The sequence below is a fragment of the Streptomyces mobaraensis NBRC 13819 = DSM 40847 genome (genome assembly GCF_017916255.1).
In the GTDB taxonomy this organism is placed as follows: domain Bacteria; phylum Actinomycetota; class Actinomycetes; order Streptomycetales; family Streptomycetaceae; genus Streptomyces; species Streptomyces mobaraensis.
This window is the reverse complement of record NZ_CP072827.1, coordinates 281,879-297,981: the sequence shown is the minus strand read 5'-3', so window position 1 is coordinate 297,981 and position 16,103 is coordinate 281,879. Positions and strand designations below refer to the sequence as shown.

At 73.3% G+C, this 16,103-nt stretch carries 16 protein-coding genes; 4 read left to right on the top strand and 12 right to left on the bottom strand.

Translation table 11 applies throughout. The features are described from left to right. Window positions 1–333 precede the first annotated feature (333 nt). Both J7W19_RS01105 and J7W19_RS01100 read left to right on the top strand, forming a co-directional pair. Window positions 334–1,485 carry a WD40/YVTN/BNR-like repeat-containing protein gene (locus J7W19_RS01105; RefSeq protein ID WP_233478045.1) on the top strand — a complete coding sequence of 384 codons (1,152 nt, stop codon included), beginning with the start codon at window positions 334–336 and terminating at the stop codon, window positions 1,483–1,485. Window positions 1,486–1,682: 197 nt separating this feature from the next. Continuing rightward, on the top strand, window positions 1,683–2,633 hold the full coding sequence (locus J7W19_RS01100) for a phosphotransferase family protein (RefSeq protein WP_004944678.1): 951 nt from the start codon (window positions 1,683–1,685) through the stop codon (window positions 2,631–2,633). Between the two features lie 11 nt (window positions 2,634–2,644). Here J7W19_RS01100 and J7W19_RS01095 read toward each other — a convergent pair whose 3' ends face one another. From J7W19_RS01095 to J7W19_RS01075, 5 genes are all read right to left on the bottom strand, one after another. Next, window positions 2,645–3,340, bottom strand: coding sequence for a polysaccharide deacetylase family protein (locus J7W19_RS01095; protein WP_004944681.1), 696 nt, complete (start codon window positions 3,338–3,340; stop codon window positions 2,645–2,647). An 89-nt stretch (window positions 3,341–3,429) separates the two neighbouring features. Continuing rightward, window positions 3,430–3,963: a DUF4190 domain-containing protein gene (locus J7W19_RS33590; RefSeq protein ID WP_004944683.1), complete on the bottom strand. Its 534-nt coding sequence runs from the start codon at window positions 3,961–3,963 to the stop codon at window positions 3,430–3,432. 12 nt (window positions 3,964–3,975) lie between these two features. Then, window positions 3,976–4,134: a hypothetical protein gene (locus J7W19_RS01085; RefSeq protein WP_004944687.1), complete on the bottom strand. Its 159-nt coding sequence runs from the start codon at window positions 4,132–4,134 to the stop codon at window positions 3,976–3,978. A 257-nt stretch (window positions 4,135–4,391) separates the two neighbouring features. Next, window positions 4,392–4,871 carry a hypothetical protein gene (locus J7W19_RS01080; RefSeq protein ID WP_004944692.1) on the bottom strand — a complete coding sequence of 160 codons (480 nt, stop codon included), beginning with the start codon at window positions 4,869–4,871 and terminating at the stop codon, window positions 4,392–4,394. A 293-nt stretch (window positions 4,872–5,164) separates the two neighbouring features. Beyond that, complete coding sequence (locus J7W19_RS01075) at window positions 5,165–6,634, bottom strand: amino acid permease (RefSeq protein WP_004944695.1); 1,470 nt, start codon at window positions 6,632–6,634, stop codon at window positions 5,165–5,167. 233 nt (window positions 6,635–6,867) lie between these two features. Here J7W19_RS01075 and J7W19_RS01070 point away from each other — a divergent pair, with 233 nt between their 5' ends. Both J7W19_RS01070 and J7W19_RS01065 read left to right on the top strand, forming a co-directional pair. After that, the gene (locus J7W19_RS01070; protein ID WP_004944698.1) at window positions 6,868–7,968 is read left to right on the top strand and encodes a calcium:cation antiporter; all 1,101 of its coding nucleotides are present in this window, start codon (window positions 6,868–6,870) and stop codon (window positions 7,966–7,968) included. A gap of 158 nt (window positions 7,969–8,126) precedes the next feature. Further along, entirely contained in the window at window positions 8,127–9,035 is a 909-nt protein-coding gene (locus J7W19_RS01065; protein WP_004944703.1) for a universal stress protein, read from the top strand. 63 nt (window positions 9,036–9,098) lie between these two features. Here J7W19_RS01065 and J7W19_RS01060 read toward each other — a convergent pair whose 3' ends face one another. The 7 genes from J7W19_RS01060 to J7W19_RS01030 form a co-directional block, all read right to left on the bottom strand. Further along, window positions 9,099–10,328 carry a serine hydrolase domain-containing protein gene (locus tag J7W19_RS01060; protein ID WP_004944706.1) on the bottom strand — a complete coding sequence of 410 codons (1,230 nt, stop codon included), beginning with the start codon at window positions 10,326–10,328 and terminating at the stop codon, window positions 9,099–9,101. A 282-nt stretch (window positions 10,329–10,610) separates the two neighbouring features. Next, window positions 10,611–11,807 (bottom strand): Cmx/CmrA family chloramphenicol efflux MFS transporter, encoded by a 1,197-nt coding sequence (locus J7W19_RS01055; protein WP_004944708.1) that lies wholly within the window; start codon window positions 11,805–11,807, stop codon window positions 10,611–10,613. Between the two features lie 297 nt (window positions 11,808–12,104). Next, window positions 12,105–12,686 carry a TetR/AcrR family transcriptional regulator gene (locus J7W19_RS01050; protein ID WP_004944711.1) on the bottom strand — a complete coding sequence of 194 codons (582 nt, stop codon included), beginning with the start codon at window positions 12,684–12,686 and terminating at the stop codon, window positions 12,105–12,107. 133 nt (window positions 12,687–12,819) lie between these two features. Further along, window positions 12,820–13,290, bottom strand: a complete 471-nt coding sequence (locus J7W19_RS01045; RefSeq protein WP_063825793.1) for a GNAT family N-acetyltransferase — start codon at window positions 13,288–13,290, stop codon at window positions 12,820–12,822. A gap of 53 nt (window positions 13,291–13,343) precedes the next feature. Further along, entirely contained in the window at window positions 13,344–13,904 is a 561-nt protein-coding gene (locus J7W19_RS01040) for a cysteine hydrolase family protein (RefSeq protein WP_040889747.1), read from the bottom strand. 167 nt (window positions 13,905–14,071) lie between these two features. Beyond that, window positions 14,072–14,674 (bottom strand): HD domain-containing protein, encoded by a 603-nt coding sequence (locus tag J7W19_RS01035; protein ID WP_004944719.1) that lies wholly within the window; start codon window positions 14,672–14,674, stop codon window positions 14,072–14,074. A gap of 237 nt (window positions 14,675–14,911) precedes the next feature. Beyond that, entirely contained in the window at window positions 14,912–16,057 is a 1,146-nt protein-coding gene (locus tag J7W19_RS01030) for a MalY/PatB family protein (protein ID WP_004944723.1), read from the bottom strand. Window positions 16,058–16,103 lie beyond the last annotated feature (46 nt).

Sequence of the window (16,103 nt, the reverse complement as noted above, 5' to 3'; positions counted from 1 at the left end):
TAGGATCCGCGGCCGGGCCTGATCAAGATCGAAAATGTCGCGGCCCGATGCACGGCCGAGAGGCCGGATCGACTAAAGCGGTATAGGTCGCCGGTCGCCGGCCGAACGCGCGGCGCGCCGGGGGCTGCGGCCGCCGCGTCGGGCCCCCGGGCGTGCCGAGCGGGCCGACGAGTGGCGCGCGGGTGAACTCCGGCGGGCGGAACGGTGACGAAACCCCTCCCCGCAGACCGGAAACCTTACGTCAAGATCCTTTCTGGACAGGAAGATTGGCGCCCAAGTGTGTTCTGCTCCGCAGTTCCGCCCCGATAGAACCTGATCGTCAACAACAACCTCATGTCTGCGCCCCACAAGGGAGAGATCGTGAAGCGGATGGGATGGGCCGTCACCGCGGCCGTCACCACCATCGTCCTGGCCCAGTCGTCCCTCGCCGCCCAGGCGGCGGACTCCACCTCCGGGTGGCGGGCCCCCTCGTGCACCAAGGTCACCGGTGACGGCGCCGTCACCTTCACCACCGACGACGGTGCCACCCTCGCCCCGACGACGGGCACCCTGCAGTCCGTCAGCTACACCCACGGCCTGGTCGCGCTGGACACCCCCAACACCCTGCTCGCCACGCACAACGACGAGCTCCAGCGCTCGACGGACGCGGGCTGCACCTGGACCAAGGTCGCGACCCTGGGCAGCGGCTCCACCTGGCTCACCGCCGCCACCGGCGGCCGGGCCTTCGCCTGGGAGAAGAACGGCGGCTACCTCGCCCGCGTCGACGGCAGAACCGTCACCAAGCTGTCCTCGCCCAGCGCCGACATCGTCGGCGTCGGCACCGACAAGGCGCGCCGCGACCACGTCCGCCTCGCCGGCAGCGACGGACAGTTGTACGACTCGACGGACGCGGGCGCCACCTGGAAGCCGCTCGGCAAGCTCGCCTTCGGCCCGGGGGCGAGCGTCTACACCGTGTCCTTCGACCCGGCCGACCTCGACCACGCGGTCGCCGGCGGCATGACGACCGGCGGCGCGGTCACCACCGACGGCGGCGCCACCTGGACCGCCGCCACCGGCCTGTCCGCCACGGCCGGCGGCAAGTCCAACCTCTTCGCGGCGTCCGTCTCCCCGGCCGACCGCAACGTCGTCTACGCCCTGGGCATCGACCTCGTCGAGGCCGCGCCCAACTCGGGCGCCGAGGGCCGGCACCTGTACCGGTCCACCGACGGCGGCCGGACGTACACCCGGATCGTCGACGACACCCCGGACACCGAACTCACCAACAGCACCCTGCTGGCGCCCAGCCCGGTGGACCCCAACGTCCTCTACTTCGAGTACGGCACGTACTTCCAGGCGTACGGCACCGACCTGTACCGCTACGACGCGCGGACGGGCAAGGTCGGCAAGACGCACAATGCCCACGACGGCATCTCGGCCATCGCCTTCAACCCGGCGCGGCCGTCCGTGATGTACCTGGGTCTGGAAGAGGTGCAGATCCACCACTGATCCGACGCTCCGCCCGGGGGCTCTCCCGGACGGGACGGACGGAGCCGGCCCGCGCGCACGTGGAGGTCGTGCGGGCCGGCGGCCCAATTCGGTGGCCGCCCGGCAGGCGCTGCGTTAGCGTCACCACCGTGACGGCTGCGAACACAGAGAACACAGAGAACGCAGAGAACACGGAAATCACGCGGGAAGCAGCGGACTTGGGAGCGTCGGCCGCCGCCGAAACCCCCCGCCGCGTCGCCGAGCAGATCCTGCGCCGGTACGGCACCGGCCTCACGGACGCGCTCCGCGGCCGGGGCTGGACCAACGCCACCTGGCTGACCGACGACCTCGTCGTCCGCGTCGCCACCGCGCCCGGCCGGACCGACCTGCTGCGCGAGGAGCGGCTGGCCCGGCTGCTCCCGGCCGAGGTCGGCTACCCGGAGATCGTCGACTCGGGCGTCCTGCACGGACACGCATGGGTGCTGACCCGCCGGGTGCCGGGGGAGAACCTGGAGGAGGTCTGGCCGTCGCTGGACCCCGCCGCGCGGGCACGCGCCCTCGAACAGATGTGGCAGCGCGTCCGGCACGTCCACCGCGTCGACCCGGCCGCCGCGGCCCCGCACGCCCGCGCGCGCTCGCCCTTCTTCCCCGAGACCCCGGCGGACGCGGCGGCCTCCCTCGACCGGCTCGTCCGGGCCCGGCAGCTCACCGGCGAGCAGGCCCGGGGGCTCGGCCACGTCCTCGACCGCTTCTGGTCCGCCCTGCCCCGGGCGCAGCACGCGCTCAACCACGGTGACTTCTGCGCGCCCAACGCCCTCTGGCACGACGGCGAGGTCGTGGCCCTGCTCGACTTCGAGTTCGCCGTCGTCGCCCCCGTCGCGGTCGACCTCAACGAGGCGGTGAAGACGGCGTACGGCCCGGACGACGCGGACGGGGACGCTCCGCTGCGGGACGCGGTCCGCCGTATCGCCGCCGGCACGCTCGGCGAGGCCGGCGGCCCCGACGTCCTCCTGGGCCACGCCGTCCTGCTGGAGATGTGGGTGCTGGAGAACGAACTGGCCGAGGAGGAACCCGACGAGGACGACCGCGCCCACGCCACCGCCATGCTCGCGGCCTTCGCCGAGGGCGACGGCGGCCACTACGGACCGCTGCTCAGCGGACTCGGGTGAGCGGCGGCCGCTCAGCGGACGTACGCGCCGAGCGGGGCCGGGACGAGACCGGCCTCGCGCGCCGCGGTGAGGGCGCGGCCGAGGTCGGCGGTCAGGGTGGGCGTGAAGTGCAGCAGGACGACGTCACCCCGCCGCAGCCGCGGCACCGGCGGCGGGGTGTCGCCCCAGGTCGTGAAGTCGTGCGTCCAGGTGACCAGCGCCCGGACGCCGCAGTCGCGCGCCGCGGCCCGGGTGGTGTCGTCGTAACGGCCGAAGGGCGGGCGCAGCAGCGCGGGCGCGCGACCGAACGTGGCGGCCAGCCGGTCGCGGGCCGCGCAGATCTCCTTCCGCTGCCCCGTGAGGTCGAGGGTGGTGAGGTCGGGGTGGCCGACGGTGTGGTTGCCGACGGCCGGCCGGTGTCCCGGGACCAACTGCCGGAAGTAGCCGGGATCCTGCTCCACCGCGTCCGGAAGCGGGAAGAGGGAGACCGGGATCCGCCGGTCGCGCAGCAGGGCAGCCGCCGCGGGGTCCCGGTACCAGCCGTCGTCGATGGTGAGGAAGACGACGCGGTCGTGCGTCGGTACGCGGGAGAGCACCGGCGGCAGGGGCCGCGCGGTGCCGTGGGCGGTGGCGGAGCCGAACGGTCCGGTGAGGACCGCGCAGACCGTGAGGACCAGGAGAGTCAGGAGGGTCAGGAGCCGGGGGAGGGATGCGTGGCGTCGTGGCATGGGCGCATCGTTGGTTCAGACCAACCCGCTGTCAATGGTCCGGGCCGCGTCCGTCGACGACCGGACGCGGCCCGGACGCCCCTGTGGGCTCAGAGGTGCCAGCTCGGTGTCCCGTCCGCCACCGAGAGCACCACGTACAGCACCAGTCCGGCGGCGCCGAGCACCATGCCGAGCCGGGCGCGGAAGCGCCGGACGGTCCCCCGGGCCAGGGCGACGGCGCCCAGCGCGATGGCGCAGGGACCGAAGACGAGGTTGGCGATCAACAGCCCGAGCAGGCCCGTGACGAACGACGTCACGGCCATGAAGTCGGCGTTCCGGCGCCGCCGTTCGGCCGGATCGGCGCCCGCAACCCGGCGGTCGCGGAACCGCCGGCTCGCGGGGCGCGGACCGGTGTCCTGATGCGGGCGCCGATTCCGGTTCCCGTCGGGCCGGTTGGCCGGATGACGGCCGTCCGGGCCGAGGTCGGCCGGATGCCGCACGCGGTCCGGGCCTCCGGCGTCCGGCCTGACGGGGGCGGCCCGGTACTCGCCGGCGCGTTCGTGCGTGTCGGCGGCGCCACGGCCGCCGGCCGCGGGGCCGGCGGGCTTCCGCGCGTCGAGGGAAGGGGAAGAGAAGGGGTTCACGGGGGCTCCTCCTTACCGGTCCCGCCGGTGCGCCCGGCGCTCCCGCACCGCGAAGGCGGCCAGCCAGACGAGGATCGCCGCCGCGGACACCAGGGTCACGGACAGGGGCACGTGCGCGGCCGTCCCGGTCAGGACGCCGAGCAGGAAGAGGGCCAGGACAAGGAAGAACATGTCCGTCCTTTCCGTCGAGCTGTCGAATGGGCGGTCCGCGGGCGACGACGCGCGGGTGCGGTTCCTGACGTCGTCAGCCGCTCGCGCCGTCGCGTGTTCGATCTCCTGAACCGACGGCTGCCCGGAGATCCGGCCGCCATGCGTGTGACGCGCCCTACTCGGGTCCGGCGGGGGCGCGTTGGGGAATGGCGAACGCCCGGGCACCGGCCGGCGCGCGTGCGGCCGGCGGTACCCGGACGGGCGGGGAGGCGACCAGGTCAGTTGAGGTCGAAGCTGACCGAGCTGGCCTTGTCGTTCATGCCGTCGCCGACGTAGGCGTTGTAGCCGTGGTACGTCTGGTGGGCGCCGCGGAAGTCGCTGTGCTCCCAGAGGGTGATCGGGCAGGCCAGCCCCTGGGCCGAGCTGACCGTGTCGTTCCATCCGTTGCCCAGGCTCGCGAACTCCGGGTAGCGCCAGCCGCAGCCCTGGCTGCCGCGGAACGTGAGCTGGCTGCCGCCCGAGTTGGCGTCGCTCCAGATTCTGCCGAGGTCCTTGTATGCCTGCGTCCGGGCGCCGAAGGCGGCGGCGGCCTTCGACTCGCTGGAGAAGCAGCCCGACTGGCCGGTGTCGACGATGTAGGTGCAGAACTTCGCGGACTTGACGGGGGCGTGGCCGGCGGCGCCGGCCGGGGTCGCCAGGGCGGCGGCGCAGGCGAGGGCGGCGGTGCTCAGGGCGAAGGCGGTGTGCAGGCGTTTCACGGTGACTCCTCAGGCGGTCGGTGGCGCGCTGGGCGGTTCCGTGGACGTGACGATGTGCCGCACGCAAGTTCGTGCAACGTTCTACCGTGCGGCTGCGTGGGCCGAGTCAACCGGGCCGCGGGGAGGAGGGCGAGAGCGAAAACCTGCCAGCGGCAGGTGACCGGGTCATTCCGGCCAGGACGGGCGGTCCCTTGCCGTCGCTACGGCGGTCGGCGCTCAAGACGCCGGAGAGGCCGCTCCCCGTCCCTACGGGAAACGGCCTCTCCGGCGGTCGTCGTGGCGGGCGCGGCCGGTCAGCGGCTCCCGGCGCGCTGCCGCAGCCGTCCGACCAGGGCCAGGGCAAGCGCCAGGCCGCCTGTGAAGTACAGCTGCACCCGGGTGTCCGCGTCGAGCGTCATCAGCACCAGCACCCCGGCCACCCCGGCCAGCGTCACCCACGTCAGGTACGGGAAGCCCCACATCCGGACCACCAGCCTGCCGGGCGCCTCGCGCTCCAGCCGGCGGCGCAGCAGCAGCTGGGAGACGGCGATGAACCCCCACACGACCAGCACGACGCCGCCGACCATGTTGAGCAGCCAGGCGAAGACGGTGGTGGGCCACCAGAAGGAGAGCAGGACGGCGAAGAACCCGAAGCCGGACGAGGCGAGCACCGCGCGGCGCGGGATCCCGCCCGACACCTTCGCCAGGAACCTCGGACCCTGCCCCCGCGCGACCAGCGAGTAGGCCATGCGCGACGAGCCGTAGATGTTGGCGTTCATCGCCGACAGCAGCGCGATCAGCACCACCACGTTCATGATCTGTCCGCCGCCCGGGACGCCGAGCCGGTCCAGCACGGCCGCGTACGGACCCTGTTCGGTGACGGCCTTGTCGTGCCACGGCAGCAGCGTGACGATCACCAGCATCGACCCGACGTAGACGACGCCGATCCGCCACATCGTCGTCCGGACGGCCTTGGCCACGCCGCCCACCGGGTTCTCGGACTCGGCGGCGGCGATGGTGACCGTCTCCAGGCCGCCGTAGGCGGCGACCGAGGCGAGCAGCCCGATCAGCAGCCCGTTGGTGCCGGTGGGCAGGAAGCCGCCGTCGTGCAGGAGGTGCGCGGTGCCGGGGGAGTCGCTGCCGGGCAGCACACCGAGGATCGCGAGCACGCCGAGGCCGAGGAAGAGGGCGATGGCGCCGATCTTCAGGGCCGCGAACCAGAACTCGAACTCGCCGAAGTGCGCGACGGAGCCCAGGTTGCTGCCGCAGAACAGCGCCATCAGGATCAGCACCCACATCCAGGACGGGGTGCCGGGGAACCACCCCTGGAGGATGTGCGCGGCGCCGATCGCCTCGATCGCCACGCCCACCACCAGCAGTGTCCAGAACATCCAGCCGGCGGTGAACCCGGCCCACGGGCCGATCGCCCGGTCGGCGTGCACCGAGAACGAACCGGACGCGGGGTTGGCGGCGGACATCTCGCCGAGCATCCGCATCACGAACATCACGAGCAGGCCGGACACGGCGTACGCGAGCACGATCGAGGGCCCGGCGGCGGCGATGCCGGCGCCCGAGCCGACGAACAGACCCGCGCCGATGACCCCGCCCAGCGCGATCATCGACAGGTGCCGCTGCTTGAGCCCGTTCGACAGCGAGCCCGAGGGGTTCGGCTCCGACGGGGCGGCGGTCGCGCGGTCGTCGAGGGCCGCGCCGCCGACGGGCGGTGCGTCGGTCGCGGGACCGCCGCCGGAGGGCGGCGGGGAGGGCGTCAGTGTCCGGCTCATGGTCATGCCTGTCCAATATGCGAGATCGGGAGGTCTCGATTATGGGCAAACGGGTGAGCCGGTGCGTGGCTCGTCCGATATGCGGACGATCGCATCACACACGGTGATCGTCATGCGGTAGGGGCGGCAGGGGGTGGCAGAGGCGGAAGGGGGTGGCAGGGGTGGCAGAGGCGGAAGGGGGCGGGCGTCCGCGGAAAACGTGCGCGTATCGGGCGATCTGCGAGGATCGGCACATGAGCGCTCGGTTCCGCTCCCTCCTGGCGCACTGGCCGGTGGGCGCGCCCGTCCTGGCCGCCGCCGTCCTCGCGCTGACCTGGGGGCGGTCGCTGTCGCCCGGCCTCGTGGCCCTGGTGAGCTGCTGCCTGGCCGCCGCGGTGCTCTCCGCGGTGCACCACGCGGAGGTCGTCGCCCACCGGGTCGGCGAACCCTTCGGCTCGCTCGTCCTGGCCCTGGCGGTGACCGTCATCGAGGTGGCCCTCATCGTCACGCTGATGGCCGACGGCGGCGACAAGAGCAGTTCGCTCGCCCGGGACACCGTCTTCGCCGCCGTGATGATCACCTGCAACGGCATCGTCGGCCTGTCCCTGCTGGTGGGAGCGCTCCGGCGGCGCGTGGCGGTCTTCAACGCGGAGGGGACGGCCGCGGCGTTCGGCACCGTGGCGACCCTGGCGGGGCTCAGCCTGGCCCTGCCGACGTTCACCACCAGCACCCCCGGGCCGCAGTTCTCCGCCGCCCAGCTGGTCTTCGCCGCGCTGGCGGCGCTGATCCTCTACGGCCTGTTCGTGGCGACCCAGACCGTACGGCACCGGGACTACTTCCTGCCCGTGACGGCCGCCGGCGACGTCATCGACACCGACGACCACGCCGACCCGCCGTCCGCCCGGACCGCGCTGACCAGCCTCGGGCTGATGGGCGTCGCCCTGATCTCGGTGGTCGGCCTGGCCAAGGGGGTCTCCCCGGTCATCGAGTCCGGCGTGGCCGCGGCCGGCCTCCCGGCGTCCGTCGTCGGCGTCGTCATCGCCCTCCTGGTGCTGCTCCCGGAGACCATCGCCGCCGTCCGCGCGGCCCGCCGCGACCGGGTCCAGACCAGCCTCAACCTCGGCCTCGGCTCCGCCATGGCCAGCATCGGCCTGACCATCCCGGCGGTCGCCGCGGCCTCGGTCTGGCTGGAGGGCCCGCTCGTCCTCGGCCTCGGCGCCACCCACATGGTCCTGCTCGCCCTCACCGTCGCCGTCGGCACCCTCACGGTGATCCCGGGCCGGGCCACACCGCTCCAGGGTGGCGTGCACCTGTCACTTCTGGCGGCGTACGTGGTGCTGGCGGTCAGCCCTTGAGCGGCGCCTGACGATCGGCCCGTTCGGGCCCGGGTCGGGGCCCTTCGGCCCCTCCCGGAAAGCCGGTCCCGGCAGTCACGGTGGACGCGGCGGTCACTCCCGCCTGACGTCCGACGCCCGACGTCCGACGCCTCGCTCCCGTGTCTCAGGAGGGTCCCATGCCCGGCACCATCGCCGTCGGAGTCGACGGCACCGACCACAGCCGCGCCGCGGCCGACTGGGCGGCGGCCGAGGCCGCGCGGCGCGGCATGGAGCTGTGCCTGGTGCACGCCTCCGTACGGCGCCCCCGTGCCGTGGTCCCCGCCGAGGACGCCGCCGCGCGCGAGCGCTGGGCGGCCGGCGTCCTGCGTGACGCGGGGGAGCGGGCGGCCAAGGAGTTCCCCGAACTCACCGTCACCACCCGGCAGGTCGCCGCCGACCCGGTTCCCGCCCTCATCGCCGAGGCGGCCGGAGCCGACCTGCTGGTGCTCGGTTCGCGCGGCCACGGCACCGTCGTCGGCCACCTGCTCGGCTCCGTCGGCCTGCACGTGCTGCGCCAGGCCACCGGCCCGGTCGTGGTGGTCCGCGGTCCGCGCGACGACGACCGGTGGGGGAGCGGGCGGTACGCGGACGGTCCGGCGGACGACGTGACCACGGGCGAGGTCGTCGTAGGCGTACAGGACCTGTCGGAACGCGTCGCTCCGGTGCTGGACTTCGCCTTCGCCGCGGCGGAACGCCTGGGCACGCGGCTGAGGGCGGTACGGGCCTGGACGGTTCCACCGGTCTTCGCCTGGAGCCCCGGCTCCCTGTGGCTCGCCGAGGACGACGAGGGGATGGGCGAACGCGAGCGCCGGAGCCTCGACGAGATCCTGCGCCCGTGGCGCGAACGCCACCCGGCGGTCGACGTGGCCGTGCACGTCGAGACGGGCAGCGCGGCCCAGGTGCTGCTCACCCATGGCGCCGGGGCGGCGCTCGTGGTCGTCGGACGCCGGCTGCCCGGGCGGCACGGCATCCACCGCCTCGGCCCGGTCGCCCTGGCGGCCCTGCACCACGCGCCCGGCCCGGTCGCGGTGGTCCCGCACCCGTGAGGCGCATCTGGGGCACCCCGGGCGGGCGGGACGGGGACGAGCCGCCCCGCCCGCCGCGTCGGATCAGCGCAGCGCGGTCAGCCGCTGGAGCGCCCGGTGGTCGTTCCGCCGGTCACGGGTGTCCGGGGTGGGCTTGCTCGTGCCGCAGTACTCCGCGTCGACGAGGGCGGCCAGGTCGCCGCCCCAGTCACCGTTCAGGTTGAACGCCGCGGTGTGCCGCCCGTCGGGCGACGAGACGGCCAGCGACGTCGAACCGTGGATGCCGCCGCTGTGCAGCCAGACCGGCGTGCCGCACGAGGTGACGGCCCGCATGATGCCCAGCCCGTACCCGGTCTGGCCCGCGTCGCCCGTGCTCGGAACGGCGGTCAGCAGCTCGCGCTGCTGCCGCTCGGGCAGCAGCCGGCCGCCGAGCAGGGCGCTGTAGAAACGGTTGAGGTCACCCGTGGTGGAGATGATCTCGCCGGCCGCCCAGGCCCAGGACGGGTTCTGCTCGGTGGTGTCGTAGACCTTCGGGGACGAGTCGTCGAACAGCTTGCTGTACGCGCGCCCGTGTGGGCCCGGTACGCCCGGCGAGGTGCCCGGCAGCGTGGTGGCGCGCAGCCCCAGCGGCTTGACGACGCGGCGCCCGATCTCGTCGGCGTAGGAGTGGCCGGTCAGCTTCTCGATGAGCATCCCGGCGAGGAGGTAGTTGGTGTTGGAGTAGTGCCAGTTCGTGCCCGGCTTGAAGTCCGGCTGGTGCGACAGGGCCGTGCGCACGAGGTCGGCCGGCTTCCGGGTGTCGTAGCGGTGCTTGAGGAAGTCCGTGCTGAGCGACTTCCGGATGCCTTCGTCGTCCGTGTAGTTGTACAGGCCGCTGGTGTGGTTGAGCACCTGCCGGATGGTGATGCGGCTGCCGTCGTTCCCGTTGCCCCGGACGACGCCGGGCAGTCTGCGCTCCAGCGTGTCGTCGAGGTCGACCTTGCCCTCCGCTTCGAGCTGGAGGAGGACGACCGAGCTGAACACTTTGCTGATGCTGCCGATCCTGAAGCGGTCCTGGGGCAGCCGCTTGCGATGCGTCTGCGTGTTGGCGACGCCCGCCGAGCCGTTCCACCGCCCGCTCTCGTCGCGGGCCTCCGCGAGCAACCCGGGTATTCCGGCGCGCACGTGCGCCTCCAGCGCGGCCTGCGTCGCCTGGTGCGAAGTGCGTGCGACCGCCGCCGGGGCGGCCACGGCCGAGGTGACGCCGGTCGCGGCCACCGTCACGGCCGCCGCCGCGGCGACCAGGGCCCCGCGCAGGGTCCTTGCGCTGCTCATCTGCGGTCTCCGTTCTGTCGCTTCTGTCGCTCACTGTGGGATGAGAGGTGTGTACGGGAGACAGGACTCCCGTGGTGCGCCCACCCGTTGAGCGGAACCGGAAGGAGGAGGGCGAGAGGGGAGGGAAACCGGCCACCCGTGCCGACGGTCCGTTCGGGACCGGGAGGGCCGGGCGGCGCCGGGACGCCCGGGAGAAGGCCACCGGCGCCGTCATCGCCCCGCCGGGGAACTTGGCGGAAAGCGGGCGGGGCGGACGCCGGTGGGGAGCGGACGGGGACTGCGTCAGCGGACCGCCGCGCCGGTCCTCCTCCCACCCCTCCTCTGCTCACCCGAGACGACCCCGCGGAAGGGCAGCGCGAGGGAGAGGGCCACCGCGACGAGTCCGCCGCCGGCCCACAGCGGTCCGACGGTGCCGAGGCCCGTGCCGAGGGTGGTGGCGGCGAGGAGCGGTCCGACGGCCGCGCCGGTGTTGAGGGCGGCGGTCGCGTACGCGCCCGCCAGCGTGGGCGCGCCCGCCGCCTCGTACAGGACCCGTGTGATCAACGTGCTGCCCAGCGCGAACGACAGGGCGCCCAGGGCGAAGACGAGGACGAGCAGGGCGGCGGGCCGCTCGGCCAGGAGGGCCAGCGCCGGCCAGCCGACGAGCAGCAGCGGGCCGCCCACCGCGACGACCGGGCCCGGGCGCCGGTCCGCGAACCGCCCGGCGAGGGTGACACCGGCGAGGGAACCGGCCCCGAAGAGCACCAGGACGGCCGGGACCCACAGCCGGCCCAGCCCGGCGCGCTCGGTCACCACGGGGGCGAGGAAGGTGAAGCTCCCGAAGGTCGCCGCGTTGACCAGTGCGCCGAGCAGCATCACCAGGAGCAGCCGAGGGCTGCGGAGCCGTGCGAACTCCGCGCGGAGGGCCGGCCTGCCGGCCGCGTCCTCCCGCGGGGAAAGGGCGGGCAGACCGGTGACGATGCCGACGGCCGCGGGCAGGCAGAGCGCGGCCACCGCCCAGAAGGCGGCCCGCCAGCCGAGCAGCGTGCCGAGCAGCGCTCCGGCGGGGACGCCGGCGATCGTGGCGAGCGTCGTCCCCGACAGCAGGACGGCCAGCGCCCGGCCCTTCCGGTCGCGCGGCACCAGACCGGCGGCGGTCGTCAGCGCGACGGCGAGGAAGCCCGCGTTCGCGAGCGCGGCGACGACCCGGGTCGCGAACAGCACGGGGAAACTCGTCGCGACCGCCCCCACCGCGTGCGCCGCCGCGAACCCGAGGACGAACAGCAGGAGGTTGCCGCGCCCCGGCCTGTCGCGGGTGAGGACGGCCGCGAGCGGGGCGCCGACGGCCATCCCGATCGCGAAGCCCGGTGTGAGCGCGCCCGCCGTACCGAGCGGTACGCCGAGGTCGGAGGCGATGTCCGGGACGAGGCCGGACAGCATGAATTCGGAGGTTCCCATGGCGAAGACCGCCAGGGCGAGCAGATACAAGGGGAGGGGCATCGAGTGGCTCCGAGGTGAGGAGAGGCGCGGAAAGGCTCGTCTCGTCACCGCGGTCAGCACCCTGGGCGCACGTGTCCGGTATGCGTCCGGCACGCGTGCGGCAACCGTCCGGCAACCGTCCGGAAGGAAGAACTGCGGCTGCGGCTGCGGAAATCAGTGGTGCAGGGAGCTGACGGCGTGACCGGCAGCCCCCGCCCTGGATGCTTCGGGGCTCGACATGGCCGGCACGCTACCGGAGCGCCGCTCGTCCACGCACACGAATATCGCGCTGCTCCGCCGCGGACGGCAGCCGCTCGCCTACTCCTCCTCCGTCACGATCCGGTTGACGGCTGCCCGGACCAACTCGTCGCGCTCCGCCTCGGAGAAGACGTCCGGCAGGGTGAGCTGCTCGACGATCAGCCAGTTCAGCGTCGCGATGAGGAGCTTGACCGCCATGGCGTCGCCGGGGAGGCCGGAGGCCGCGTGATAGGCGAGGTTGGCGTCGAGGTCCGCGCGGACCCGCTCGGTGAGGACCTCGCGCAGCTCGGGGCGGCGGGTGGCCTCCAGCCGGAGTTCGAGCAGGGCCAGGTACCCGGTCCGGAAGGAGGCCACGCGGCCGACGAGCTCGCGCATCAGCTCCGTGTAGGTCTCCCGGTCGCGGCCGGCCGCCCGTTGCCGGGCGATCGTGGCCTCGTCGGGCTGGAGCCGCTCGTAGACGCGGGCACCGGCCTGGGTGAGGAGCTGGTCCCTGCCGGCGAAGTAGTTGGACGCGGTTCCGGCGGGCACCCCCGCCTCGCCGTCCACCGCCCGGAACGTCAGGCCGCGCGCGCCTTCCCGGGCCAGCACCTCGATCGCGGCGTCGACGAGGGCGGCGCGGCGCTGGTCGTTTCGTCGTGCCATGTCAGGTACTCCGGTCGTAGTACTAAGCGTGAGCCACTTCGCTGAGAGTACTACGGCTGGAGTCGTCGTTCGTCCGTCGGAGTGCATCGCATGCGCGCACCCTTACCGGCGACTCCGCGACCGCATAAGCCGCTCAGTCCGTCGCGGACCGCCGCGTCAGCCGGAACCGGGAGACGGGCACTCCCGGAACCGGCTCGAAACCGCCGACGCGGACGAAACCGAGCCGCCGGTACAGCGCCACGGCCGGGTGGTTGCGCGCACCCGTGCTCACCGCCACGTCGTGTGCCGGGGCCAGTTCGTCGAGCAGGTGGCGCAGCAGCCGTGAGGCCAGTCCGCGACGGAACCAGGGCGGATCGACGCACACGCGGTGCACGTCGACGACCGCCTCCCCATCCGTCCCCTCACCGGGCTCCCGCCAGGCGACGAACGCGGCGACCCGGCCGCTCCCGGTGACCGCGCCGAGCCAGCGCAGGGGCTGGGCCCGCATCTCCTCCAGACTCTCCCGCAGGGCCGGGATGCCGGCGAAACCGATCAGCCCGGCCTCGACCGCGTAGGCCCGACGGCCGACATCCCGCACCTCCGACGCCGTGGCGGCGTCCGCCATGCTCAACTCCCGCAGGACGCACGCGAAGCCGTCCCGTTCCGCACCTTCCGCCACTACCGCGGCGCGACCGTCTTGAGCCAGTCGTCGACGGCGACGACATCCGCCCACTGCGGGAACAGCCGCTCGGTGAGGACGCCGTGCAGGACCGGGTCGGTGTCCGCGCAGGCGTCGGAGAGGACGGTGAGACCGAAGTCCAGGTCGTTCGCCTGGCACACGGTGGCCAGCACCACGGCGCTGGTGGCGACGCCGGTGAGGACGAGGCTGTCGATACCGCGCGCCCTCAGCACCACGTCCAGATCACTGCCCGAGAAAGCGCTCGCCCGCCTCTTGGTCACCACCACCTCGCCCGGCCGGGGCGCGACATCGGGGTGGATCTCCGTGCCCGGCTCCCCCTCGACGAAGAGACCGTCCCGCGCGATGGCGGCGAGCGGCTTGTTGCGCGTACCGACCTCCGGAAAGCCGGGCCGCAGCGCGATGACCACGTAGATCACGGGTATGCCGGCGGCCCGCGCCCCGTCGATCGCCCTGCGCAGACGTGGCAGGTACCCGGAGTCGTCGACGGCGATGTCCACGACGGCCCGTTGGACGTCCATCACCAGAAGGGCGCTGCTCATGTCGTCTCCAGGGGAGGGGCGACGCGGCTCCGGTCAGGCCGCGTGTCAGGTGCCCGGATCCTATGCGGCCGGGCGGCGGATGGCACCGGGTTATCGCCCCGCGGGCCGTCGCGGCGCGCGGCCGTACACACCGGGCGTCACGGGCGGAAGAGCGCAGCCCGGCGGGCTCAGCCGTGCACGGGAAACGCCGCCTGGAAGGCCAGCCGGTGGGGGGCGTCCGCGCCGAGGCGGGTGAGGAGGTCGTCAAGGGCGAGGTACTCCTGCCAGGGCTCCCGGCCGCCGGCGTCGGCCAACACGCGGACGAGCCTGTCCTCCAGGTCGGGGACGCGCTTGTCCTTCCATATCTTGTCGGCCGTGCTGACCAGGAGGTCCTCGATCGTCACGGCCGGGTCGGCCCAGCTCGCGTGGGTGGCGGCGAACCGGGCCGTCGCGGGGCTGAAGCCGTGACTCAGGAGCAGGTCCCGGCCCGCCTCCTCGTGGGCCGAGCCGGGTCCCGTCAACTCCTCGGGGTGCAGGACCTTTCCGACGTCATGGGTCGCCGCGCCGAAGAGGACGGCGCCGTGGTCGACGGCCGCGTCCGGGTGGCGGTCCCGCAGCCAGTCGGTCAGCTGGGCCGCGACGTCGTGGACCGCGCGCAGGTGCGCCGCCAGGCGCGGTGGTGCTCCCAGGGTCCGCAGGAGTTCCGCCACCACGGGCGGCAGCGGTCGCAAGGGCGGTTCGCCGGGGGCGTCGAGGGCCCGGGACAGGAGGTTCGCGGAGGTCGCGGTCATCCCGGTGACGTTACCGGTGACGGCCCTGTTCTCGTATAGCTGCCGCCACCCGACAAGGAGCGCTGAGTAATCATCTGGCAACGATCTGGATCTTCACGCCACTCAGGGGCTCACTCGCCAGGATGTGGTGACCACATCGACTGCGGTGCAGCGCAAGGCGGGCAGCGGATCGCCCCGCCCGCGAGACCGATGACGACTCGCGTGGGCGACCGCGGCCGGTTCGGCCTGAGAACGCCGTCAGCCCACGGCCTCGCGCATACGGCCCAGGATGTCCCGCAGGAGGTCCGGTGACGTACCGAAGTTGAGCCTGACGAAGCCCTCGCCGTCAGGACCGAAGGTCCGGCCGTCATTCAGCAGGACACGGGCTTTCTCCAGAAAGAATGTGTGCGGGTCGGTGGGGAGATCGAGGGCGCGGCAGTCCAGCCAGGCGAGGAAGCCGGCCTCCGGGACGCGGTATCCGATGCCGCGCGGCAGCCCTTCACGCACTCGCGCGGCGTTCCGGTCCAGGACCGGCCGCAGCTGTGACAGCCAGGAGTCACCATCCCGCCAGGCCGCCAAGGTGGCGGCCACGCCGAAGGTGTTGGGCTCGCCGTACAGATGGGTCGGGACCGAAAGGGCCGCGCGCACATCGGCCGCGCCGATGTGCGCGACGGCGCAGCGTACCCCCGGCACGTTGAACGCCTTGGTCGCGGAGGTCAGAGTCACTGTCCGGGAGGCCGCCTCGGGCGACAGGGAGGCGAAGGGGATGTGCCGGTGCGGGCTGTGCACGAGGTCGGAATGGATCTCGTCGGATATGACCAGCAGGTCGTGGCGCAGGGCCAGTTCGGCGATCGTCTCCAGTTCCTGGCGGCGCAGCACGCGCCCGGTCGGGTTGTGCGGGTTCACCAGCAGCAGCACCCGGCAGCCGCTGTCGGCCAGCTCCCGGTCGAGCCGTTCGGCGTCGAAGACCCAGCCTTCGTCCTGAAGGATGTACGGGACGGGGTGCAGGCGCCGCTCCATGCCCGTCACCGTTTTCAGGAAGGGCGGGTATGCCGGAGTGTGCAGGGCGACGCCGTCGCCGGGGCGCGTGGCGACGCGCAGGACGGCCTGGAGACCCTGGTTGATGTCGGTGAACTCCCGGACGTGGCCTGGGTCGAGCACCCAGCCGTGGCGTTCGCGCATGCGCTCGGCGAAGGCGCCCCGCAGGGGGATCTGCTCGGGGTGCCCGTCCCACGAGGGGTATCCCAGTTCCTCGTGAACACACCGAATGAGGGCCTCCTGCACGGCGGGGGCCGGCGGGAAGTCCATCTCCGCGATCCATGCCGGCAGCACACCCGGCTCGGCCCGGCTCCACTTCGCTCCGGGGCGACGGGCCGGCAACGAAAGGTCAAGGTCGTCGAACATGACTGCTCCTGTCCCTCAGGCGCCGATCGAGGCGCATCTGGTCAGT